19 protein-coding genes and 2 pseudogenes are annotated in these 22,684 nt (G+C 51.9%); 13 read left to right on the top strand and 8 right to left on the bottom strand.

Annotated features, from left to right (window positions below; genetic code table 11):
• Positions 1-76: 76 nt before the first annotated feature.
• The gene (locus ACI6NM_RS14120; RefSeq protein ID WP_337425236.1) at positions 77-1,420 is read left to right on the top strand and encodes a sodium:proton antiporter; all 1,344 of its coding nucleotides are present in this window, start codon (positions 77-79) and stop codon (positions 1,418-1,420) included.
• A gap of 15 nt (positions 1,421-1,435) precedes the next feature.
• Positions 1,436-2,464, top strand: a complete 1,029-nt coding sequence (locus tag ACI6NM_RS14125) for a cytidylate kinase-like family protein (protein WP_215653494.1) — start codon at positions 1,436-1,438, stop codon at positions 2,462-2,464.
• Between the two features lie 349 nt (positions 2,465-2,813).
• On the opposite strand, the gene ACI6NM_RS14130 is transcribed toward ACI6NM_RS14125, so the two are convergent.
• A complete protein-coding gene (locus ACI6NM_RS14130) occupies positions 2,814-3,587 on the bottom strand; it encodes an ATPase (RefSeq protein WP_215653495.1) in 774 nt (257 codons plus the stop codon).
• A 257-nt stretch (positions 3,588-3,844) separates the two neighbouring features.
• Entirely contained in the window at positions 3,845-4,732 is an 888-nt protein-coding gene (locus ACI6NM_RS14135; RefSeq protein WP_438500930.1) for a LysR substrate-binding domain-containing protein, read from the bottom strand.
• A gap of 173 nt (positions 4,733-4,905) precedes the next feature.
• Between ACI6NM_RS14135 and ACI6NM_RS14140 the strand changes: the two genes are divergently transcribed.
• The 4 genes from ACI6NM_RS14140 to ACI6NM_RS14155 all read left to right on the top strand — a co-directional run bounded on the left by ACI6NM_RS14140 (position 4,906) and on the right by ACI6NM_RS14155 (position 9,055).
• Positions 4,906-5,769: a DUF6282 family protein gene (locus tag ACI6NM_RS14140; RefSeq protein ID WP_262427000.1), complete on the top strand. Its 864-nt coding sequence runs from the start codon at positions 4,906-4,908 to the stop codon at positions 5,767-5,769.
• 27 nt (positions 5,770-5,796) lie between these two features.
• The gene (locus ACI6NM_RS14145; protein ID WP_022272493.1) at positions 5,797-7,110 is read left to right on the top strand and encodes an SLC13 family permease; all 1,314 of its coding nucleotides are present in this window, start codon (positions 5,797-5,799) and stop codon (positions 7,108-7,110) included.
• A gap of 18 nt (positions 7,111-7,128) precedes the next feature.
• Positions 7,129-8,340: an NADP-dependent isocitrate dehydrogenase gene (locus tag ACI6NM_RS14150; protein WP_158357736.1), complete on the top strand. Its 1,212-nt coding sequence runs from the start codon at positions 7,129-7,131 to the stop codon at positions 8,338-8,340.
• A 199-nt stretch (positions 8,341-8,539) separates the two neighbouring features.
• The gene (locus tag ACI6NM_RS14155; protein WP_158357734.1) at positions 8,540-9,055 is read left to right on the top strand and encodes a GNAT family N-acetyltransferase; all 516 of its coding nucleotides are present in this window, start codon (positions 8,540-8,542) and stop codon (positions 9,053-9,055) included.
• Positions 9,056-9,127: 72 nt separating this feature from the next.
• On the opposite strand, the gene ACI6NM_RS14160 is transcribed toward ACI6NM_RS14155, so the two are convergent.
• From ACI6NM_RS14160 to ACI6NM_RS14170, 3 genes are all read right to left on the bottom strand, one after another.
• On the bottom strand, positions 9,128-9,811 hold the full coding sequence (locus tag ACI6NM_RS14160; RefSeq protein ID WP_022272490.1) for a helix-turn-helix transcriptional regulator: 684 nt from the start codon (positions 9,809-9,811) through the stop codon (positions 9,128-9,130).
• 142 nt (positions 9,812-9,953) lie between these two features.
• A complete protein-coding gene (locus ACI6NM_RS14165; RefSeq protein ID WP_316451094.1) occupies positions 9,954-11,402 on the bottom strand; it encodes an ISLre2 family transposase in 1,449 nt (482 codons plus the stop codon).
• A gap of 80 nt (positions 11,403-11,482) precedes the next feature.
• Entirely contained in the window at positions 11,483-12,037 is a 555-nt protein-coding gene (locus tag ACI6NM_RS14170) for a hypothetical protein (protein ID WP_262427001.1), read from the bottom strand.
• A 526-nt stretch (positions 12,038-12,563) separates the two neighbouring features.
• Between ACI6NM_RS14170 and ACI6NM_RS14175 the strand changes: the two genes are divergently transcribed.
• A complete protein-coding gene (locus tag ACI6NM_RS14175; protein WP_022272488.1) occupies positions 12,564-13,223 on the top strand; it encodes a Crp/Fnr family transcriptional regulator in 660 nt (219 codons plus the stop codon).
• A gap of 14 nt (positions 13,224-13,237) precedes the next feature.
• Here the strand turns inward: ACI6NM_RS14175 and trxA are convergent, their stop codons facing one another.
• Positions 13,238-13,549, bottom strand: coding sequence for a thioredoxin (gene trxA / locus ACI6NM_RS14180; RefSeq protein ID WP_022272487.1), 312 nt, complete (start codon positions 13,547-13,549; stop codon positions 13,238-13,240).
• A 176-nt stretch (positions 13,550-13,725) separates the two neighbouring features.
• On the opposite strand from trxA, the pseudogene thiE reads away from it, so the two are divergent.
• The 6 genes and pseudogenes from thiE to ACI6NM_RS14210 all read left to right on the top strand — a co-directional run.
• Positions 13,726-14,301, top strand: a pseudogene (gene thiE, locus ACI6NM_RS14185) (thiamine phosphate synthase); the annotation flags it as partial.
• Between the two features lie 27 nt (positions 14,302-14,328).
• Entirely contained in the window at positions 14,329-15,135 is an 807-nt protein-coding gene (gene thiD / locus ACI6NM_RS14190) for a bifunctional hydroxymethylpyrimidine kinase/phosphomethylpyrimidine kinase (protein WP_252207556.1), read from the top strand.
• Between the two features lie 78 nt (positions 15,136-15,213).
• Positions 15,214-15,795, top strand: a complete 582-nt coding sequence (locus tag ACI6NM_RS14195; RefSeq protein WP_022272484.1) for a xanthine phosphoribosyltransferase — start codon at positions 15,214-15,216, stop codon at positions 15,793-15,795.
• Positions 15,785-18,367, top strand: coding sequence for an LTA synthase family protein (locus ACI6NM_RS14200; protein ID WP_262427002.1), 2,583 nt, complete (start codon positions 15,785-15,787; stop codon positions 18,365-18,367). Before ACI6NM_RS14195 ends, ACI6NM_RS14200 begins: the two co-directional genes overlap by 11 nt.
• 630 nt (positions 18,368-18,997) lie before the next feature.
• Complete coding sequence (locus tag ACI6NM_RS14205) at positions 18,998-20,197, top strand: ATP-binding protein (RefSeq protein WP_262427003.1); 1,200 nt, start codon at positions 18,998-19,000, stop codon at positions 20,195-20,197.
• Positions 20,198-20,219: 22 nt separating this feature from the next.
• Positions 20,220-20,570: a YobI family P-loop NTPase gene (locus ACI6NM_RS14210; protein ID WP_262427004.1), complete on the top strand. Its 351-nt coding sequence runs from the start codon at positions 20,220-20,222 to the stop codon at positions 20,568-20,570.
• Positions 20,571-20,602: 32 nt separating this feature from the next.
• Here the strand turns inward: ACI6NM_RS14210 and ACI6NM_RS14215 are convergent.
• Both ACI6NM_RS14215 and ACI6NM_RS14220 read right to left on the bottom strand, forming a co-directional pair.
• Positions 20,603-20,842, bottom strand: a pseudogene (locus tag ACI6NM_RS14215) (IS5/IS1182 family transposase); the annotation flags it as partial.
• Between the two features lie 134 nt (positions 20,843-20,976).
• Positions 20,977-22,677, bottom strand: coding sequence for an OPT/YSL family transporter (locus tag ACI6NM_RS14220; protein WP_262427005.1), 1,701 nt, complete (start codon positions 22,675-22,677; stop codon positions 20,977-20,979).
• Positions 22,678-22,684 lie beyond the last annotated feature (7 nt).

Here is a 22,684-nt window from a genome sequence, read left to right on the forward strand (position 1 = left end):
CACTGGGAATGTTGCTATAATGAGTGGCTGTTTGAGGAGAAAAAACGAAAGGGAAAGGTGGTTCAAAGTGAGTGAGATGATCCCGTTATGGCTCTGCATCCCGTTTGCAGGCCTGCTTTTATGTATTGCCGTACTGCCTCTTATAAAGCCCCACTGGTGGGAGGAGCACCAGCCCCATGCTGTGGCCTTCTGGTCCCTGCTTTTTGTGGTGCCCTTCGCGCTGATGTACGGTGTATCCCATGCATCGGAGACGGTGCTGGAGTGTATGATCAATGATTATCTGACGTTTATCGTCCTGCTGTTTGGCCTGTTCTGTGTGTCCGGAAATATCACCATGTCCGGTGATCTGGCAGGCTCACCCAGGATCAATGTGGGACTTTTAGCTCTGGGAACCATCCTTTCCAGCTGGATCGGCACCACAGGCGCCAGTATGCTGATGATCCGTCCGATCATTAAGATGAATGCATGGCGGAAGCACCGGAGGCATATCATTGTATTTTTTATTTTCCTGGTGTCCAATATGGGCGGCTGTCTGACTCCCATTGGGGATCCGCCGCTCCTGATGGGCTTCATGCGGGGTGTGCCGTTTTTCTGGAGCCTTCATTTAACGCCGGTCCTGCTGTTTAATATGGCATTGCTGCTGTTTATTTTTTACTGGATCGACCGGAGGGCCTACCGGACCGATATTGCAAAGGGCTTAAAGCCGGATATCAGCAAGCCCGGTACGGAGATCAAGATCCGCGGGGCCCATAACATGATCTTTATCGTGATGATCGTGGCCGCTGTGATCTTAAGCGGGACCCTTCCAAGCCTTCCGATGTTTCAGGATGCGGAGGGGAAGGTGCTGGGGATCCACATCCTGGGGGAGGTGGTCTTAAGCTATCCGGCAGTCATCGAGATCGCCATTATCCTGCTGGCGGCCTTTTTATCCTTTAAGACCACAGACGCGTCCATCCGCCGGGAGAACCATTTTACCTGGAGCGCCATTAAAGAGGTGGCGGTGCTGTTTGTGGGGATCTTCATCACCATGCAGCCGGCCCTGATGCTGTTAAAGGCCAGCGGGCCGAAGCTAGGGATCACGGATCCCTTCCAGATGTTCTGGGCCACAGGGCTTCTGTCCAGTTTCCTGGATAATACGCCCACCTATCTGGTGTTCTTAACGACAGCCGGATCTCTGGGCTTTACCGGCGGCATGATGACGGCTCTGGGCTCTGTTCCCATCAAAATGCTGGAGGCGATCTCTGCTGGAGCCGTGTTCATGGGAGCCAACACATATATTGGAAATGCGCCTAACTTTATGGTCAAATCCATTGCGGACGAAAATGGTATCCGGATGCCGTCCTTTTTCGGCTATCTGCTCTGGTCCTTCGGGATCCTGATGCCGGTGTTTATCCTGGATACGCTGTTATTCTTTTTATAGGAAGGGGGAGGAATCATGTCAATGAACCGAGAAGAGATCAAGGAACTGGCAGAGCATATTTATGACCTGGATGCGGAAGTCTATATCCATCTGGGCTCCTCCCTGGGCCGCGTGTTCAACCGGGACAGAGAGCGGTGCGTCAATGAGCTGACAGAGCTTCTGATGACCCGGCCCCAGGGCCACGTGGTGCGGAGCGAGCTTGCCCTGATCGCCAATATGGCCAGGACCCTGGAGGACAAGGAGGAGCGGAAGCTTTGCATGTCCGAATATGACAGGATCTTAAAAGAGGTCATGAGCCTTCCCACCAGCTTTGCCCATGGAGACGTGCTGGACCCGGATCTGGCGGAGCTGAACGCCTTTAACCTGAAGGAACGGTTCTCCGACCGGGACCACCTGATCGTCTGCATCAGCTGGACCTATGGCAGCGGCGGAAATGAGGTGGGCTTCCGGCTTTCCGATAAATTGAAGATCAGCTATTATGACGCCGAGATCTTTGAAGCGGTCTTAAAACGGCTGGACGCAGAAAAAGATTCCTTCCATGATACAGCGGGATATGCCAGCGAGGTGAAGGATGAGATCAGCCAGAGCCCGGCCAGTGCCTTTGCGCCGGCGAAGAAGCTGACTCTGAGGCAGAGGTTCCGGGAGTTCAGCCGTTATCATGGCCTGTCCAAGCGGGATGCGGTATTCTTTAACCAGAGCGATCTGCTTTGCGATATGGCGAAGAAGGAGGACTTCATCATCATGGGCCGCTGCGGCGATGCCATCATGACCAATAATAAGATCCCCCATATCAGTATCTATATCACAGCCCCCTTTGAGCAGAGGGTCCGCCGGGCTGTGGAGGTCAACAGCGGACTGGATGAGCGGAAGGCCAGAAGGCTCCTCCACCGCCTGGACCGGAGGCATTCCCGGTATTATAATTTCTATACGGGAAGAAAGTGGGGCCATGCCAATAACTATGACCTCTGCATCAACACCGCCAGCTACGGGATCGATGGTACCGTGGATTTCATTCTGAAAATGATCGATGGAGGAAGAAAATAGGAACTGCCCGCCCCGTCCTTTGGACGGGGCTTTTTTTGCGTTATGGGGCGATCCAGGGGCCACTTCAGGCCTCGCTGTTGGGCATAGAAGGGACTTTTTTTCTGCTATGCCCAAAATTCCAGTGTTTTTTGGGCATACACGAAGAAAAACGCAGTATATGCCCAATCCGTTGGAAAAATCCAGTGGAAATCCAGTGAAATTTCAGGTTTCCCCAGTAATCTCTGGGCACTGTGGAAAAAAACGTGCATTTTCGCCCAATATTTTTGATGATACGGGTAGGGGGAATGTGAAGGATGGGAGAATGTGAAAACCAGCCAGAATGGCCGGATCTCGCTGTCCGCGCGTGCTCTTATAGGAAATACTGCCGCACCAGAGCCTCGGCCGTTTCTGTGTTCAGGGGATGCTCCTGGGTTTCATAGGTGGTGATAAGCTGGATCGAGGGGATGATCTGAAAGGAAGTGTACAGCTGGAGCTTTGAAAAGGTGCGGGCAGCGTAGGACGGCTGATCCATCATGCCGAAATGCTCCCAGTAATACGTTTTTCCGCTGGAGGGGTCGCGGATGGTAAAATCCGGGTAGATCACAGTTTTTCCCAAAGTGAGGGCGCATTCATACCGGAAAGGAACCTGGTTAGTATACAGAACCATGTCGATGATCGCCTCAGATTTGGACCGGACCAGGTGGCCGGAGGCACATTTATGGATCCGCTGCTCCGGAAACAGGGGATTCTGGTCATAGGGGGCCGCTGCCCACTGGGCCAGTTCCGGGGACAAAGGGGTAAAATAGGGAGCGAGAAGCGGCTGGTAAGCGGGATTCTCCAGATAAGCCTGTACAGCCTGTTCAGCGGCCTGGCTTTTCCGGGCAAGATAAGAGTCAAGAAAGGCACGTCTGGCCTGGAGGGATCTTAACAGAAGGGAAAGATATTTTCTGACAGCCAGTTTTTCGGCCATAGGACGGGCGCTTTTGGGAAGATAGGAAAGCCCGTCTCCGCAGTTCCAGTACCATTTCCAGTAATTTCCATTACGGGAACAGGCAAGGCTGCCGTCCGGGAGAGTTTGGAGGCGGCGTTTCACGTCTGCGATCTCAAGCTCCAGCTTTTTTAATTCATCGTTTATTTTATCCATAATTTAAAACCTCCGGATGAAAAGATAATAGAAGTGGTGTAAAGACTGGTCTGCGATCCCGGGAGATCCCACCGCAGGGGCAGGGCTCCGGAAATCGCATATAGACAGAAGGACCGGGCCCAAAGGCCGGATGAAGGGCCGCGGCTTCCGGGAAACCCGTCCCAAGAAGCCTGTCCCGAGGCGGCCGGCCGGAACGCGGGCCGCAGAGCCGGACATATTCCCTGGCCTATGGCCGGATGGACGCCTCCTGATAAATCTCATGGAACATCTTTGCCAGGGCCATGGTGGCCTTGGAGCGGTATTCGCCGGCGGGATAGGCCAGGGAAAGATCCAGAAAGAGCCCTTTCCGGCCCACGGACAGATATTCCACGCCTGGGGCCCTTCACCATACAGGAATGATACGTAAAGGAAAGGGCGATCCCCTCCCGGGCCATGGCGGCAGCGAAGGGGGCGGTGATATTGGTGTTCTGGGCCAAGGGCTCCAGGTGCAGATCCTCGAAGGCCTTCCGGATCATGGAGCCCAGGATGGTCCTTGGCGGTCCCAGGATACACTCGAACCGGGCGATGTCCTTCAGATCGACCCAGCGTGTCCCGTCTTCCTCCCGGTGAACGAATTCCATGACAGGGTGCTCCGAAACAGTGACCAGATAGATCTCATCCCGGGTGAGAAAATCCAGCTGCTTATGGAGCCGGGGGCTGGGAAGGGCCAGGAGCGCCATGTCCAGAAAGCCCTCCAGGATCATTTCCTCCAGATACATACTGTCTTTTTCTGTGATCTCCACATGGATCCGGGGATACAGGTCACGGAACCGCTTGAGTACAGGCGGCAGCAGATAAGTGCCCCGGAAGGTGCTGATCCCCAGCTCGATACGGCCGCCGGAAAGCTCTTCGATATCCCACAGCTCGCTTTGGGCCCGGTGGTACTGGAGGAGGATCTGGCGGGCATGGTTTAAAAATACCGAGCCGGAGGCCGTAGGACGGACGCCCCGTGAGGTCCGCATAAATAAAGGCGCTCCCAGCTCTGCCTCGTAGAGCTGGAGGAACTGGCTCAGGCTGGACTGGGCCATATAGAGCTTTTCCGCCGCCCGGGAAATGCTGCCCTCGTCGGCAATGGTCACGATATAATTCAGCTCTTTCAGATTCATAGGACTCCTTTCACGGCAGCTCTGCCATCGGTTTTTCCGATATAAACTATTTGATATTTTATATTTCTCTAATTATGGGAATAGTATAAGATAAATATTGACAGAAAGCAATTCCATATGAACGGATGGATGAACGAATTGCACAAATGAAAAGATTGGAAGGGGAAAAGAAAATGAGCAAAGTGTCAATGAAAGGCGTCATCGACATGCATGTGCACACGAATCCGGATCTGCGGCTCCGGGCGTATGACGATTTCGAGATGATGGAAGCCGGGATCCGCGTGGGTGCTCGGGCCATTGTGTTAAAGACCCACCAGGGAACCACCATGGACCGGGCCTACCTGTGCAACCGCCACAACGAGATCGTCCATGGAAAGACCAACAATTTTACCATGTTCGGCAGCATTACCTTAAATAAGGTGGTGGGCGGCATCAACCCCAAGGCCGTGGACGTGGCCTTAAAGCTGGGAGCGAAGGTCGTGTGGCTTCCGACCCAGTCAGCCAGGAACCATATGGTGAAAAACAATCTGGATCCGGCGGGCTGCGTGGACGTGGTGAGAGACGGAAAGGTGGTTCCGGAGCTGAACGACGTGTTCGGTCTTATCCGGGATCATAATGCAGTGCTGGGGACGGCCCATGTGTCTCCGGAGGAGGCCTTCATCGTAGTGGAGGCGGCCAGGAACGCAGGCGTTAAGAACATTGTGGTCACCCATCCCGAGTGGTGGATCGTGGACATGAGCGTGGAGGACCAGGTGCGGATCGTAAAGGACTATGACGTGATCCTGGAGCGCTGCTACGCCCAGAACATGGGCGGCGGAAAGTATAAGAGCAACCTTCCGTCCAACGCGGAGATCATCAAAGAGGTGGGCTACCAGAACGTGATGGTGGACACCGACGGCGGCCAGACGGAAAATCCCCACTGGGAGCTGGCCATGGAGGAGTACATGCAGTATCTGGTGGATCACGGGATCCCGGAGGAGCACGTATACCATATGACAAGGACCATCCCGTCCCGTCTGCTGGGACTGGAGGATTAAGATACCGCATTTAAGGAGGAAAATGATATGATCAGCGTTGTTCTTGTGGCATCCATAGCCCTGGCCGTCGTGCTGGGTTACAAGACAAAGATCAATACGGGATTTTTCTGCATCGCATTCGCATACCTCATCGGATGCTTTGCACTGGGCATGAAGACGAAGGAGCTGATCGCCTGCTGGCCCACCAGCACCATGTTCGTCATCCTGTCCGTATCCCTGTTTTACAATTTTGCAGCCATCAACGGAACCCTTGAAAAAATGTCCTCTGCCCTGCTTTATGCATGCAGGAGCTTTCCAGGACTCCTTCCCTTTGCCCTTTTCTTCGTGGCAGTGATCCTCTCTGTCATGGGAGCGGCATACTTTACCGTACTGGCTTTCCTGGCCCCCATCACCTTAGTGATCTGTGACGAGGCCAAAATGGATAAGCTCACCGGAGCCGTGGCCATCAACTGCGGCGCCCTGGCAGGCGGAAACTTCCCCACAGCGGCCCTGGGCGTTGTATTCCGCGGTCTGATGGAGACTGCTTATGAGGCGGAACCGGCCCTTACAGCTCCCGACTCCTTCAGCGAGGAATTTAAGATCTTCGGCTTTGCCATCGTGTTCTCCCTGATCCTCATCGCCATCTTCCGCTATGGCTTCAAGGCCAACCGGAACATAGGAAAGGGGATCACCTTTAAAAAGCCGGAGCCCTTTGATAAAAAACAGAAAATGACTCTGAACCTGATGCTTCTTATGATGGCAGTGGTGCTGGTATTCCCCTTATTAAAGCTGGTAATGCCGGGCAATGGCGTGATCGCAGCCATCAGCAGTAAGATCGACGTGGGCCTGGTGGCAATCTGCTTCACCGTGATCGCCCTTTTAATGAACCTGGCCCCCCAGAAGGAGGTCATCGCCCGCGTACCGTGGAACACCATCATCATGATCGCCGGAGCAGGCATGCTGATCGCAGTGGCCGTTAAGGCAGGCACCATCGACGCCCTGTCTGCATGGATCGGCTCCAACGTACCGGTGGCTCTGGTCCCCATTGCCTTCAGCCTGGTGGCAGCGTTCATGAGCTTCTTCAGCTCCACCACAGGTGTGGTGGCCCCGGCCCTGTTCCCGCTGATCCCGGCCCTGGCCGTGTCCACGGGACTGAACCCGGCTGTGCTCTTTGCCTGCACGGTCCTGGGCGCACAGTCCAGCGCCATCAGCCCGTTCTCTTCCGGCGGCAGCCTGATCCTGGGCTCCTGCGGAAACGAGGAGGAGAGAAACGCATTGTTCAACCGCCTGTTATTTGTGGCCGTACCCATCAGCGTTGTAAGCTGCGCAGTCTATAACGTGATCGTAGCCATGGTTCTTTAATTTAGGAGGAATATGGAAATGGAAAAGATTCAGATGAAGACTCCCCTGGTGGAGATGGATGGAGACGAGATGACCAGGATCCTCTGGCAGTACATCAAGGATGAGCTCCTTACGCCCTTTATCGACTTAAACACAGAATATTATGACCTGGGCCTGGAATACCGGGACAAGACCAACGACCAGGTGACCGTGGATGCGGCAGAGGCCACAAAGAAGTACGGCGTGGCAGTCAAATGTGCTACCATCACCGCCAACGCGGCCCGGGTAAAGGAATACGGCCTGAAGGAGATGTGGAAGAGCCCCAACGGCACCATCCGCGCCATCTTAGACGGCACTGTGTTCCGCAGCCCCATTGTGGTCAAAGGCATCGAGCCCTGTGTGAAGAACTGGAAAAAGCCCATCACCCTGGCAAGACACGCCTACGGCGACGTATATAAAAACGCGGAGCTCAGGATCCCCGGCGCAGGTGAGGTGAAGCTGGTGTATACGCCGGCAGACGGCTCTCCGGAGGAGACTCTTTCCGTCCATGCCTTTGAGGGTCCGGGCGTGGTCCAGGGCCAGTACAACCTGGATGATTCCATTGAAAACTTTGCAAAGAGCTGCTTTGAGTATGCACTGGAGACGAAGCAGGATCTGTGGTTTGCCACAAAGGATACGGTTTCCAAGAAATACGACCACCGGTTCAAGGATATTTTTGCAGAGATCTACGAAGCGTCCTATAAAGAGAGATTCCAGGCCGCAGGCATTGAATACTTCTATACCCTTATTGACGATGCCGTTGCCCGTGTCATGAAGGCAGAGGGCGGATTTATCTGGGCCTGCAAGAATTACGACGGCGACGTTATGAGCGACATGGTCTCCTCCGCCTTCGGCTCCCTGGCCATGATGACCTCGGTGCTGGTATCCCCCAACGGATACTATGAGTATGAGGCGGCCCATGGAACCGTACAGCGTCACTATTATAAGCATTTAAAGGGAGAGGAGACCTCCACCAACTCGGTGGCCACCATTTTCGCCTGGTCCGGAGCCCTGAGAAAGCGCGGCGAGCTGGACGGAAACCAGGAGCTGGCAGCCTTTGCGGATAAGCTGGAAAAGGCCACCATCGATACCATCGAAGGCGGAAAGATGACGAAGGATCTGGCCCTTATGACCACCCTTCCCAACCCCACCGTGCTAAACAGCAGGGATTTCATCCTGGCCATCCGGGAAAAGCTGGAGGCCATGCTGTAACCGACGACGATCCCCTAATATTGGATACATACCTTATATACCCCCAAATACCCCAACAGGAAACTCTCCCAGACAGCCATGGGCTGCGGGAGAGTTTTCTGTATGTAAAAGATAAATATAAAAATATATTGACAATTTTGGAATAAATGGGTATACTGGTACAAAATTACAGCCGGACAGCGGAGAGGGAGGAAGCGCAATGGAAAGAAATGGAAGTGTCAGCTTAAGGCCCTGGACCATGGAGGATAAGGAGGATCTGGCAAGGCTCTGCAATGGTGTGGACCGGTCTTATGTAAGGAACAGCCTGCCGTTCCCATATACAGAAAAGGACGCAGAATGGTGGATCGGAATGACCCTGGACCGTGACGGGAAGGACGGGGTATTCCGGGCTGTCTGTCTGGATGGAAAGGTCGTTGGAAATATCTCGGTGGAGCAGGGAACGGACGTTTACCGCTGCGGCGCGGAGATCGGCTATATGCTGGACCGGGGCGTCTGGTCCCGGGGGATCATGACAGAGGCAGCGGGGCTCATATGCAAAGAGGCATGGAGGCTCCTGGATATCCTCCGGATCACCGGACGGGTCTATGAGCCAAATAAGGCATCCAGGCGGGTCCTGGAAAAGAACGGTTTTGAGCTGGAGGGGCTTTTAAAGCAGGCGGTGGATAAAAATGGGAACATATATAACCTGTGCATTTACGGGAAGGTGAAGCCATAAAGAGGAATGAGCCGGGGCAGAGGACCTGACAGACAGCGTTTCTGGCTCCAGGACAGAAAAAGGAGGCGTATCCTACGCCTCCTCATCGCTCCGGCCGGACCTGGCCTCTTCCAGATAGTTATACAGAGTGTACTTGGAGATCTGAAGCGTCTCGCAGAGGAGAACGCTGGTCTTTGAGATCTTGAATACGCCCTTCTGGTCCAGGTAGTCCAGGGCTTTTATTTTTTCTTCTTTATTCATCAGGGACATGGGCTTGCCCACCAGGGCTTCGGCCTGGTTCATATAATACTGGAGGATATCGTCCACGTTTTTCGTCGCCAGGGCGTCCATATCGGTGGCCGGGGGCGTGTGGATATCCGTAGCCGGGTGCTGGATGAAGGCCTGTAAGGCGTTCTGTGCGATCAGAAGCTGGGACACATCCAGGTTGACGCAGACAGAGCCGATGATCTTCCCGTTTTCATCGGGGATCAGTGTCGTAAAGGATTTAAAAAAACGATCCTTGGGCCCGTTGGAAAAGGTCTGGATACTGTCCTTTAAGGGCTCAATGCTCTTTCCGAACTGGGTGATCATACCACCCTTGGGAGAACCGCCCACGTGACGGCCGCTTAAGTCTGCGTTCAGCGCGTACACGATGGTATGGTCGTAGCCCTTCCGGTAGTCATGGATGAGGATCTCGCTGTCCTCACCAAGAAATTTCTGGAGCCCCTCCAGAAAACGGATCAAAAAGTCAAAGTCCAGGTAGTTTCCTATCTCCACAATGTTCCCCTTTCGGTGCTGGTTCAGATTTGTCCGCCCGATGCGGACATCATATCTATTATAATTCCGCAGAGGCCATTTGTCAAATTCCGGAGGACGCCGGGATAGTGTAACTTTACCTGGGGATCCATCTACACAGACCTTACCCGCATATCTTATTGATTGCAGGATAAAGATATAGCTTCGCTAATCTATAATTGTTCAGCCTGGCCTGTACTGCATCCACATATTTTCCATTATGTTTTTTCGTCTGCTTCTCCCAGTGTATCAGCTCTGCTGCACTCAGGATCTTTTCTTCCCCTCTCTTTTCCTCACACCTCCTCTCTTCTGACAGCAGTTGTTCCATCTTTCCTCCATTTTTCCAATATATTCTCAAAAATGAAAGCTTTTTTGCTCCTTCTTTACTCCAACCCATCGGGCGGGAACTCATCCTCGCTGATATCACATGGCTCACATGGCTTTCCGTACTGCTTCCCAGCACTCCCGCCTTCTTTCCTACACGGTTTCGGACTCCTTTCCAGTTCCTTTTTATATATCCATAACTATTTTCCAGTTTTTTCCCTTCCTTCTCTTCCAGTACCGCGGCTTTCTCTTTTACCCACTCCTCCAGTTCTTTCTTTTTCCCCTCTTTTATCCACTCATTTACTTCTGCTTCACGCTCCGGCTCTCCCGTACTACGCACCATCCGTTTCACATACTTTTTCAGATGGAATTCATCCAGCACAAAATCTGCTCCTAACAGTTCCATTCCTTTCTTCATCCAGCCTCCTCCATCTGACTGGAAGTATATCGTTTCAAGGGAATCCGTATCATACGTTTCTTCAATATATTCTTTTACTTCTTCCCACAAACGTTTATTTTCCTCTCCTGTGTAATACCCTCCAAAATACTTCCGGTGTTTCAGACTTCTACGCTTTCCCTCCGTTTCAATCCCTTCATGTACATACACCAGTTTTATGATGCGGCCATTATCCCCATGCCCCTTAAAACGTTTTATGTCTCCTTTTTTCTCATGGAACTGCAGTGCGATATGATCCTCATCTGCTTCTACATACAGCTGCTTTACACGGCGTTTTTCCTGATCCTGACCGTTTTCCTGCCGGATACATTTTAAACGGTGGACATGGCGCATCACGGTCTGGCCGCTTACCGGATCCTGTTCACTGGCCGTATAACCAGCTTTTCGGTAACTGCTCTGGGCTGCCTCTTCCAAAAGACGGCACTCTAGATCACGGCTGATCCTTGCATGGGGCTGGATCCCCAGGATCTGGTCCAGCAGGTATGCCGTTTTTCCCGTTTCCTTGTGTTCAAAACGGGTATGGGTAAATCCAATCATCCCTACAGAAGTCAGCAGATGCTTTTTTGTCCGGTCTTTTATCCGCCAGAAGGCACGGCGTTTTATACTATTTTCCAGTATTGTATTACATTCTTCTAATAATTCGGAAATAACTGCGGCTCCAAACTTTCTTAATATCTGCTGGATTCCCAGGATTTGATCCGTCCAGTTAAGGGGATTTTTCATTAAACTTTTTTCACATTCTTCTAAATTTGCTATTCCATTTTCAATGAAATCCTGTATACTATAATACATAAGGCGATTCCTTCTTTCGTAAATGTTTTTGTGGTGATTACATTATACTATAAAAGGAAATCGCCTTATTTTTTTATTTCTTAATTTTCCCCAGATAAAGTTACACTATCGGACGCCGGAGGCTGCTCCGATACAGGATACAGGGTGATGATGTCCATGACATCCCGGGTCCACGGTTCCTGGCCGGAGAAGCCGCACTGCACCGTTTCCCCGTCGGAATGAAGGGTCAGGTCTCCATAGAAATTATTCACATGGAGAAGATCTCCGGTTCCCGTATCTTTGGAGGGAAAAAGAACAGATTCAAACCGGAACAGGACGATCCACTGGAAATCACCTTCGCTGTATCGGTGGGTTTTTGTTCTGCGGGGGAGGAGATTCCCCAGTTTTGTCCGGAAGGCAGGGGAGCCAAACAGCCGGAGCGCTTCTTTAAAGTGCGGGTCCTCCGGTGTTATGAGGAAGCGGGTGTCCTCTGCCTGTATTCCTTCACTGTAATATCCGTGGATCTGGATACACTGGTCCAGGTCCAGGAACGGATACCGCTGGGCGATGGTCCGGGGGCGGGTATAGATGGCTGCGGCCAGAAGGCCTCCCGCCAGGATGGCCGCGGCAGCCAGACATTTTGTTTTTTTCTTCATAAGGTCCCCTCCTTTCACGTCCCCCTCCGGGGGAATTAAGCGCCTGGATTTTCGCGGTAAACGCAGAAACCAGATTCGCGATAGTATACGGTCTGTTTACACAGCCAGTATACCATCTGGAAGAAAGCCTGGGAACCCAGGCTTGTACATAAATTCATACAGAAAACCCCTTGACAACCAGAAAGGGAGACAGTATAATGAAATCATCCAAACAATTTGGAATCCATACAAACTTTTTGTAATACCATACAGTTCTCCGTGTGAGAGATGCCCCATTCCGCAGAGTGGATGCCTGCGGATCAGCCATCCTGGATCTTTTCTCCAATCTTTTTGATCCGGATGCTGCCGTTTCCCATGAGGAGGGGAGACCGGGGCAGAAACAAATCAATGCTGCAACAGAAAAACAGGCCATGCGTAAAAAGCGCCGGGCCTGTTTTTCTGTCTGAAAAAATAAGAAGAGCATCTGTACTGTGCCCCGAAGATGAAGTATAATGGGAGCATATAACAGAACAGGAGGCGGAAGGCCATGACCATATCCCAGTATTTTCCCATTTATGACCAGCTGGACAAAGCAGACCAGGAAAGGCTCGATTATGCGGCGGTGAAGCGGAGGGTTCCAAAAGGCACGCTTCTCCATGGCGGAGACGGCGTATGCACCGGCCTGCTGGTGATCGCCTCCGGCCAGCTCCGGGCCCATATGATCTCCGAAGAGGGGAGGGAGATCACTCTGTACCGGCTGTTTGAGCGGGATATCTGCCTGTTTTCGGCTTCCTGCATCATGAGCAGTCTCCAGTTTGACGTGTTCATCTCTGCGGAGAAGGACACGGAGCTCTGGATCATCCCGCCGGATTTTTATAAGGGGCTGATGGAGCGGTCGGCCGTGGTGGCCAACTATACCAGCCAGATCATGGCATCCCGGTTTACGGATGTCATGTGGCTCATGGACCAGGTGATGTGGAAGAGCTTCGATAAACGGCTGGCGGGCTTCCTTCTGGAGGAAAGCGTCCTGGAGGAGACGGATACCCTTAAGATCACCCATGAAAAGATCGCCAGCCATATGGGCACCGCCAGGGAGGTGGTCACCCGGATGTTAAAGTATTTCCAGACCGAGGGCCTGGTACGGCTTTCCAGGGGGGCTGTGGAGATCCTGGACCGGAAGGGGCTTTCCGTACTGGCGGATACATAAAAGACCGCTGCTGCTTATTTTCCAATGAATTTCAGGATCTGCTGTTTTGGCATGGCGCCCATGGTCTTACGGACGACTTTTCCGTTTTCCATGTAAAACAGGGAGGGAATGCTCATGACGCCGAACTGTCCGGCCAGCTCCGGCTGTTCATCCACGTTGATCTTTCCCACCCGGATCTCCGGATGGTCCTCTGCGATCTCATCCACAATGGGGGATACCATCCGGCAGGGGCCGCACCAGGACGCCCAGAAATCCAGAAGGACAGGACGGTCGCTTCCCATGATCTCCTGTTCAAAGTTTTCGCTTGTGATATTCATAACTGACATAGAAAAACCTCCTTGTGGCTGATCGTTTATTTTCGTTCTTTATATCTGTATCATACCAGAAGGAGGCGGGGGCTTCCGTGACAAGATCACAAAAGCCCATGCCGGGCCGCCCGGGGCGGTACGGACTGGAAAATCAAAAAAGGAGGAGCAGAAACATGAACTGCAGACCGGAGGACATGCTTGTATATGCGGTGACAGACCGGGCCTGGTTAAAGGGGGAAAGCCTGAAGGACCAGGTGGAAAAGGCATTAAAGGGAGGAGTGACCTTTGTGCAGCTCCGGGAAAAAAATCTGGACCGCCGCTTATTTTTAGAGGAGGCTGCGACCATAAAGGAGCTGTGTGATTCCTTCCATGTTCCCTTTGTCATCAACGACGATGTGGAGATCGCCCTGGCCTCCGGGGCCGACGGGGTCCATGTGGGCCAGAAGGATATGGACGTAAAAGAGGCCAGAAGGCGTCTGGGGCCGGGAAAGATCATCGGCGTGTCCTGTAAGACCGTGGAGCAGGCAAAGGCGGCGGAGGCCGGAGGGGCCGATTATCTGGGCGTGGGAGCCATGTATCCCACAGATACCAAATCGGATACCTCCCAGGTAACGGTGGAGACCTTAAAGGCCATATGCCGGGCGGTGGATATCCCGGTGGTGGCCATCGGAGGGATCCGGGCGGACCGGATCCAGCCTTTAAAAGGGACCGGGGCCGACGGAGTGGCCGTGGTCAGCGCCATTTTCGGCCAGCCGGATATTGAAGCGGCCGCCAGACGGCTTAAAGAGACGGCGGAGATGTATCTGGGAAGGCACAGACGCCGGAAGACGGTCCTGACCATTGCGGGCAGCGATTCCAGCGGCGGGGCCGGGATCCAGGCAGACTTAAAGACCATGCTGGCCAACGGTGTTTACGGCATGAGCGCCATTACGGCCCTGACGGCCCAGAATACCACAGGGGTCTCCGGGATCTTTCCTGTGACGCCGGAATTTTTAGCCATGCAGATCGACAGCGTCTTTTCGGATATCCGTCCCGATGCCGTAAAGATCGGGATGGTATCCTCAGGGGAGCTGATCCGGGTCATTGCAGAACGGCTTTCCTATTATAAAGCGGAGAATATCGTGGTGGATCCGGTGATGATCTCCACCAGCGGCTCCAGGCTCCTGGACGAGGATGCTGTGGGAGCCTTAAAGGAGCTCCTTCTGCCTATGGCTGCGGTGGCGACGCCCAATATCCCGGAGGCGGAGGTGCTTTCTGGGATCTGCATCCGGTCATCTGAGGACATGGTCCGGGCGGCGGAGATCATAAGCCGGGAGTACGGCTGTGCTGTTTTATGTAAGGGCGGTCACCGGTTAAACGATGCCAACGATCTTTTGTACCGTGACGGCGGCTTTTGCTGGTTCATGGGGCGGCGGATCGACAATCCCAACACCCATGGGACCGGCTGTACGCTGTCCAGCGCCATTGCCTCAGGGCTTGCCAGGGGATACAGCCTGGAGCAGGCGGTGGAGAGGGCCAAGGAGTATCTGTCCGGCGCGCTGGAGGCCATGCTGGATCTGGGCTCTGGTTCCGGCCCCATGGACCATGGGTTCCAGATCCCATAGGAACCGTCTTTACAAGGAGGACGGGTCTGTGATATAGTTGACTAAGTATTTAGAACTGCATACACTGGAGGAAAAATCATGAATTTTTTGGAAGAACGGATCCAGAAGGACGGGATCGTAAAAGAAGGAAATGTATTAAAGGTTGACAGCTTTTTAAACCATCAGATGGATATCCGTCTCCTGGAGCAGATGGGAGAGGAGTTCAAGCGCCGCTTTGCAGACGTACAGGTGGACAAGATCCTGACCATCGAGGCATCCGGGATCGGCATTGCCTGCATTGCCGCCAGATATTTCGATGTGCCGGTGGTATTTGCCAAAAAGACCCAGAGCATCAATCTGGACGGAGAAATGTATGTGGCAGAGGTGGAATCCTTTACCCATAAATGCAAAAACCAGGTCATCGTATCCAAAAAGTTTTTAAAGGAAGGGGAGCATGTGCTCCTGATCGACGACTTCCTGGCCAACGGCTGTGCGCTTCAGGGGCTTTTATCCATCGTAGCCCAGGCTGGAGCCATTACAGAGGGGATCGGGATCGCCATTGAAAAGGGCTTCCAGAGCGGCGGCCGGATCATAAGAAACCTGGGCTACCGTCTGGAATCCCTGGCTATCGTGGATGCCATGGACGCAGAGACGGGAACGGTAACCTTCCGTGAGCAGTAGGGGGCGGAATCCGTTCCTTCTGCTGATCCTGGCAGCTTTTCTGGTGATGAATGTGGTGGGGACAGGTCTGACGCTTCGGGCCTGCCCCCAGTTTTCTATTTCCAGGGAAGCGCTTTTTGGGGAAAATGGAAGGAACCTAAAAGAATTTGAACTGGGAGAACGGGGGGAGCTGACGTCTCTTTCCAGTGATCCGTGGATCTATTACGCCTTTGGAGAGCCGGTGAACGTCCGGTTTCTTACGGTGGAGGTATCTGGTGTAGGAGGAGCCGGCTCGGAGGCCCAGCTTTATCTGATCCCGTCGGCGGGCTACCGGACGATGGCGCTCACAGACGGAAGGCTCTCGGCCCGGTTCGGCCGTGCCCAGGGGTACCGGGGAGTCAGTGCCATCCGCCTGGATCTGGCCACGGAGCCGGGGGCAGTGCTTACGGTGGAGGGCGCGGTGGTCAACGACCGCCTGGCAGTGATCCTGGATTTTCAGAAGCTGTATCTGTCCGCCTGGGCTCTGGGGCTTCTGGCGGTCCTGGAAGTACTGGGATGGAGGCGGCTTTTCATGCTCCGGCAGGAGGAACGGAGGGGATCCTCTGGGAGATCCGGACCGGCGGCCATGGGCTTTCCAAGAAAATGGCCCCCCATCCTGGCCGCTGCGGCGCTACAGGCAATTTTAAAGGCCGGGATTCTGTGGACCCTCAGAAAACCCCTCATGGACAATGACGGAGCGGGACGTCAACATCTTTTGTGCTGGATGTTTGTTCTGGGCCTGGAGGTCTTTACCATTATGTCCCTGCATCTGGGAGCGGGAAGAAAGCGGAAAAACATCTGGTGCAGCCTGGGACTTGCGGTCCCCTTTTCCTTTGTATGGTTTTCCGCGGCCGAGCTTCTGAACCTGGCTACCTTCGATTTCCAGACACCGCTTTATCTGGTCCTGAACCTGGTCCTGTGCGCCCTGGTGCCGGCGGTATTTCTGCTGGTCCTGGGAAACGCGGCTCTGGCCTTTTCGGGAGCGGCCCTGCTTTTTGGAGTGCTTTCGGTGGCTAACCATTATTACGGTGCGCTGAGAAACAATCCCCTGGAATACTTTGATATTGCCAATGCGGGGACGGCTGTCCATGTGCTGGGAAATTATTCCCTGTCTCTGGATGGAGTGTCGGCAGCTGCGGTCCTGGCCCTTCTGGTGACAGTCCTTACGCTGTTTTCTGCCCTGGGCACAGCCCGCTGTGAAAGAAGGCTCAGAGGATTTCTGGGGAATGTGGCCCTGGCGGCTGCGGCGGCTGCGGTCTTTGCGGCGAAGCTTCCCACCTTTGACAATTTTTCCAATCTCCAGATCATCACAAGAGAAAAGGGATATCTGCTCTCCTTTGCTTCCTTTATAAAGATGGGGAGGGTGAAGACGCCGGAGGGCTATACGGCAAAGCGGGCGGAGGAGATCCTGGAGACGGCTTTGGACGGTGCTGGGAACGAAACGGGACTTCTTAGGGAAGCCGGAGACCGTTACCCCAATCTAATCGTTATTATGAATGAGACCCTGGCGGACCTTCCGGCCATTTACGGCTTTGAGACAGACACAGACGTGTTTCCCAATATCCATTCCATGGACAATGCGGTCAGAGGAAAGGTCCTTACATCGGTTTACGGAGGGGGAACGGCCAACACAGAGTATGAATTCCTCACGGGCAACAGCCTTTATTTCCTGCCTCCTGGCAGCAGTCCCTATGTCCAGTATATGGGAAGTGTCCAGCAGTCCCTGGCCTGGAAGCTGAAGGAGCTGGGCTACCAGACGGCGGCGTATCATCCGTACCTGCCCATCAGCTACCGCAGATCGTCGGTGTATCCGCTTCTGGGACTGGATGCGTTCTATTCAGAGGAGGACAGCCTGCCCCACGAGGAATATCTCCGCACCTATGTGAGCGACCGGGCAGATTTTAAAAATGTGATCCATCTTTATGAGGAAAGGGAGCCGGGCCGCCCATTTTTCATGTTCAATGTGACCATGCAGAACCACGGCGGATATTCGGAGGACGAACCGGCGGTGGATGTGACGGTGATGCCTGTGGATCAGGAGCTCCAGACGCCGCAGATGTTAGAATATCTGTCTCTGATCCGCGAATCTGACGCGGCCTTTAAGGAGCTGACTGTTTACTTCTCAGAGGCAGAGGAGGACACGGTGATCCTGATGTTCGGCGACCACCAGCCCAGCATGGACGAAGGCGTATCGGAGTTCATGGACCAGAAGCTGGAGGAACGGGACGGGGAGCTGGACTCCCAGAGGCGGTATTACGCCAGCTTTATCCTTTGGGCGAATTTTGACATTCAGGAGATGTCAGATGTGGTCACCTCCCCGGGCTTTCTGCGTCCCCTGCTGCTGGAGGCGGCGGGAGTGCCCCTGAATGCCTATGAGAGCTTCCTTTTTGAGACGGCGGCCGCCTACCCAGCCATGAACGCCTTCGGCTGCTTCGACGCCTCCGGCCAGTGGAACTCCAGGATGGAGGATGAGGAGGGGGTGCTGGAGGAATACCAGTATCTGGTGTACCAGAACGTGTTTGATAAGAAGAGCATGGGAGAGGGGTACAGATAGAGGGGGAGACGATCTTGATCTCTTTGCAGTCAGGATTTGTCAGTTTTTTAGATCTTTGCCACAAGACGGTTGAAATCATTCTGATATGCCCTGTCCTGTGGCAAGTATCCGGCAGTTATAATAGTATCCAGATTGTCATGGATGGCTGCTCCTTTCTGCCCGTAGGCATAGAAAGAGGACAGTCGGTTTTCCCGGCTGTCCCTTGGGGTGGTTTATTTAATTTTACTGTGTACTGCTTGATAAGTGGGAATCTGCTGGCTCTATAATCGCTCCTGGTCTTTTGGTTTTTTCACTGTATGATCAGCCAGTGCAACGCTTATAATAAATGCAATTACCCAACACGTCACTGTATATGCTCAGGGTATTTCTGAAAACCAAATCAATAAAATAGCAGAAGATAAGAAAGTATACTACTGTAAAGAAGACCATAAGAATCTTTTCCTTCATAACATCCGCCTTCTATCATCGAATCTCAGAATTCTGCTTTGTCTTTTTAATTTTACATACTCAAACCATCCAATACGAAAAAGTTTTGAAATATAATAAGTTTTTACGTATTAAACGTAAAAACTATTGATATCCAAGAACTTTTTCTGTATACTATGAGTAGGAAATGAGGAGGCGAGTGATATGATTATCCGGTCAGACTATATGAATACGCTGAAAACCTATCGGGACGTTCCGCTTGTGAAGATATTAGCGGGAATCCGGCGCTGTGGCAAATCCACAATTTTAGATATGCTGCGGGATGATCTGCTGGAAAGTGGGATTGCCGCAGACCATATTATCAGTATGCGATATACGTCGGAGGATTTTGATGACGGTATGACCGACAAAGATATGTATAACGGTATAAAGAGGCAAATGACCAATGAAGGGCGCTACTACCTTTTGCTGGATGAAGTACAGGAAATCGAAGGTTGGGAAAAAGCGGTCAATAGTCTGTTGGAGAATGCCAACACTGATATTTATGTGACCGGCTCCAATTCCAAACTGATGTCCAGCGAAATATCCACCTACTTGACAGGGCGGTATATTTCCATTCCGGTTTATACGTTGTCTTTTTCTGAGTATTTAGAATTCAAAAAATCAGATTCCCGTCATCCAAAGGAATTGTTAAATGAATATCTGCGATTGGGTGGTTTCCCAATTGTGGCGCTGGGCAACTTTGATGAACGCTCCGCCTATCAGATCGTGGAGGGTATCTATAACTCTGTTATTACGAACGATATTACAAAAAGGCATAATATCACGAACTTTGATTTATTTAATCGTGTTGTAAAGTATATCGTGGAAAACGTGGGCAAGACCTTTTCGGCCAATGCCATTGCGAAGTTTCTCAAAAGCGAGGGGCGCTCTCTGTCGGTGGAGGCGGTTTATAACTATCTGAACTGGCTGGAAAAGGCGTTTGTGATCTATCGCTGCCAGCGGTATGATCTGCAGGGAAAATCTGTACTGAAAACCCAGGAAAAATTCTATCTGGCAGATGCGTCCCTAAAATACTGCATCATGGGATTTAATCCAAAGTCCATAGCGGCTATGCTGGAGAACATCGTGTATTTTGAGCTGCGGCGTCGAGGCTATGAGGTCTATATCGGAAAAAACGGAACGAAAGAAATTGACTTTGTGGCAGTGCAGCGCGATGAGCGTATCTACGTTCAGGTATGCCGCAGGCTGCCGGAGGAATCTGATCGGGAAATCGCCAATCTCCTTGAAATCAGGGATCACTATCCTAAATACGTTGTGACGCTGGATGAATTGGCCTCAGGAAATGTGAATGGTGTAAAAATCATACACCTGGCGGATTTTTTGCTTAGTGCTGAGTATTGAAATAAGAGAGAATATGACGAATATGGCAGAAAGCAAATATAAATTCGAGAGGCTGACGCCAACTGATGATGTGGATTTAGCTGTTTATGAGAAAGCAATAGATTATGTATTTCAAAATCCTGATATTAAAAATGTAGCTATTTCTGGTGCATATAGTGCCGGAAAAAGCAGCGTTTTGGCTTCAAATAAGAAAAATCATAGTGGCTTACGCTTTCTGCATATTTCACTTGCACATTTTCAATCACCAAGTGAAAAGGATGAGCCAGAGGCTAAAGAGTCCGTTTTAGAGGGAAAAAATTTAAATCAGCTAATACATCAAATTTCATCAGATAAAATTCCTCAAAAGGTTTTCAAAAATGGGAGAATCATTTAAAAATAATTAAGCGACTGCATTCCTTACGAAAAAAGTCTGAAAAAAGACTTTCGCAGAGTGTCTGCAAGGAAGCCTGTGCGGAAACGGGCAATCGTGCTGTGGCAGGGAGCTTTCTGCCTGGCAAGCTGTAATCTAATTCCTCCGGTTCGTGGCTGAGCAGCCGGACAGATTCATTGTTGGGAACCAAACCTTCCATATTTAATGGCAAAACCCGTTGATAAGCCTCGCTGAAATTAGGTATAATTTTTATGGTATTTGGAATTACTGGATATTAATTATACCATGGATTACGGGCTCTTCTGAGTCCGTTTTCTGTTTTTTGACATAAAAGAGGAGCCCTTGCTCCATAGATGATTTCTCATCTATTTTGCAACGGCCCCTGGTTGATATAAGCCTCTATGATTGATTATTTCTTTTTCACATCTGCAAGCTTTAAAGTGGAGGAGAAGAAGCTGTAAAGAGCAGATCCGGCAATACATCCGGCACCCAGAATATACAGAAGATCCTGTGCCTGTTTCTTTTTCCACTTTAATGCAGCTACACGGATGGCCAGGGCTACAAATACTGTAAGGCCATTTAATGTGTTTCCGATCAGGAGGCCAGTGGCAAATAAGATTCCCAGCTGCCGGTGGCCGCCTAATATCTGAATGATGGCTCCCGGGATGGCCCAGATGACCAGCCATTTGGCAATTTCAAAATTCGCTCCAGCTTCAATGGTGGCGATATACGTTCTCGCAGTAGGTACAAATAAATCCTGACTGAAGTATGTTTTTGCCATTAGTGCGACCATGACAAAGGCAACCAGATACCCGACCATTTCACTGATAAATTGCTGTTTGCGGCCTGCAAGTTCAAATTCACGATTGACACCGCGTCCTCTTAAAATCCAGCCAGCTTTTAAGTCAGTGGCCATATCGGTAAAGGCAGGGCCGGTAGCGGCTGTATAGGCGACCAGAATACCTAAGGCCAGCGGAGGGAATCCCATCATGATGCCGACCATTAAGAAGATCAGGGCAGTGGCCATGGCCGGGAACCATCCGGAATGCATGGCAGAGAGACCGACTACCAGCTCTGAGGCAATGGCGGCAAAGGCAGCAAACAGGATCCAGATAATAAGCTGCACGATTCCCATTTCTGTATAGATGCCTGTAATAAGGGCCAGGAAAAGGGCAATGGCCAGATAGGCCAGGAAGCCTGTGGTCAGAGTTTTTCTCATGCTGTCCATGGTTACAGAGCAGTTCATCTCATCCTGGCTTTTCTTGGTTTTTTCGCTGCGTTTAAAGAGCATTAATGCAGCCTGAACCAGAGATACGAGCCCCGCGCCGATCATAATTCCATGAGGCAGATACGAGATCATAACTGGTGCAGTTCCATCAGCACTGATCGCTGCGGTCCAGGCAGGAATCACGCTGCCTTTTACAAGGCTTCCAATGGCAAAGGCTGTCATGGCGGCGACATTTCCAAACCAGGATACGCCGAAAAGATCCATGGGAATGCCGAACATCTTTCCGCCGGCGCCGGCTGCCATACCTACAAACAGCAACAGAGATCGTTTTCCCCGGTTGGCCAGAGCCAGGATCGTTTCTGAGGTGGCAATACCAGACGGAAATGGATTGGTAGCCACAAACATTGGGGAGTCAAAGACCTTATAGATCAGGAAACCATCCACAATAGTGGCCAGGGTCGCGCCGATGAGCATTGGGAACATAAGATCACTGCGCCCCATAAGAACGGGAACGCCAATGGGCATGATCATGGCGTTGGCAGCCGCATAGGTTGCACCGGAAATAGAGGTCTGGACAAGATTCTGCGCATGGATGTTGCGGAAACGCTTAAAGAGCGGAAGCGGGATCATACTGAGCACCACAGCCAGAAGGGCCCCTGTGATTGAGGTATTCTGGGTAACTCCCACACGGGTGATCAGTTCCAGTCCGATGATGGCTCCAAGGCATGCGGTGAGAGCAGTGATGACTAAAAGTACAGGATCCAACGCTTTTACATGATCAGACGCTTTTAATGTACGTGCATCCACGATCTTTCCAGGCTCCATGGTGACCATGACCGATTCCTGGGGGGACGGAGAGGCTTTTGTTTTGTCTTTATTCATACTCTGA

The sequence above is a fragment of the Pilosibacter sp. YYHA0881 genome, from assembly GCF_051602715.1.
GTDB classification, from domain to species: Bacteria; Bacillota; Clostridia; order Lachnospirales; family Lachnospiraceae; genus Alitiscatomonas; species Alitiscatomonas aceti.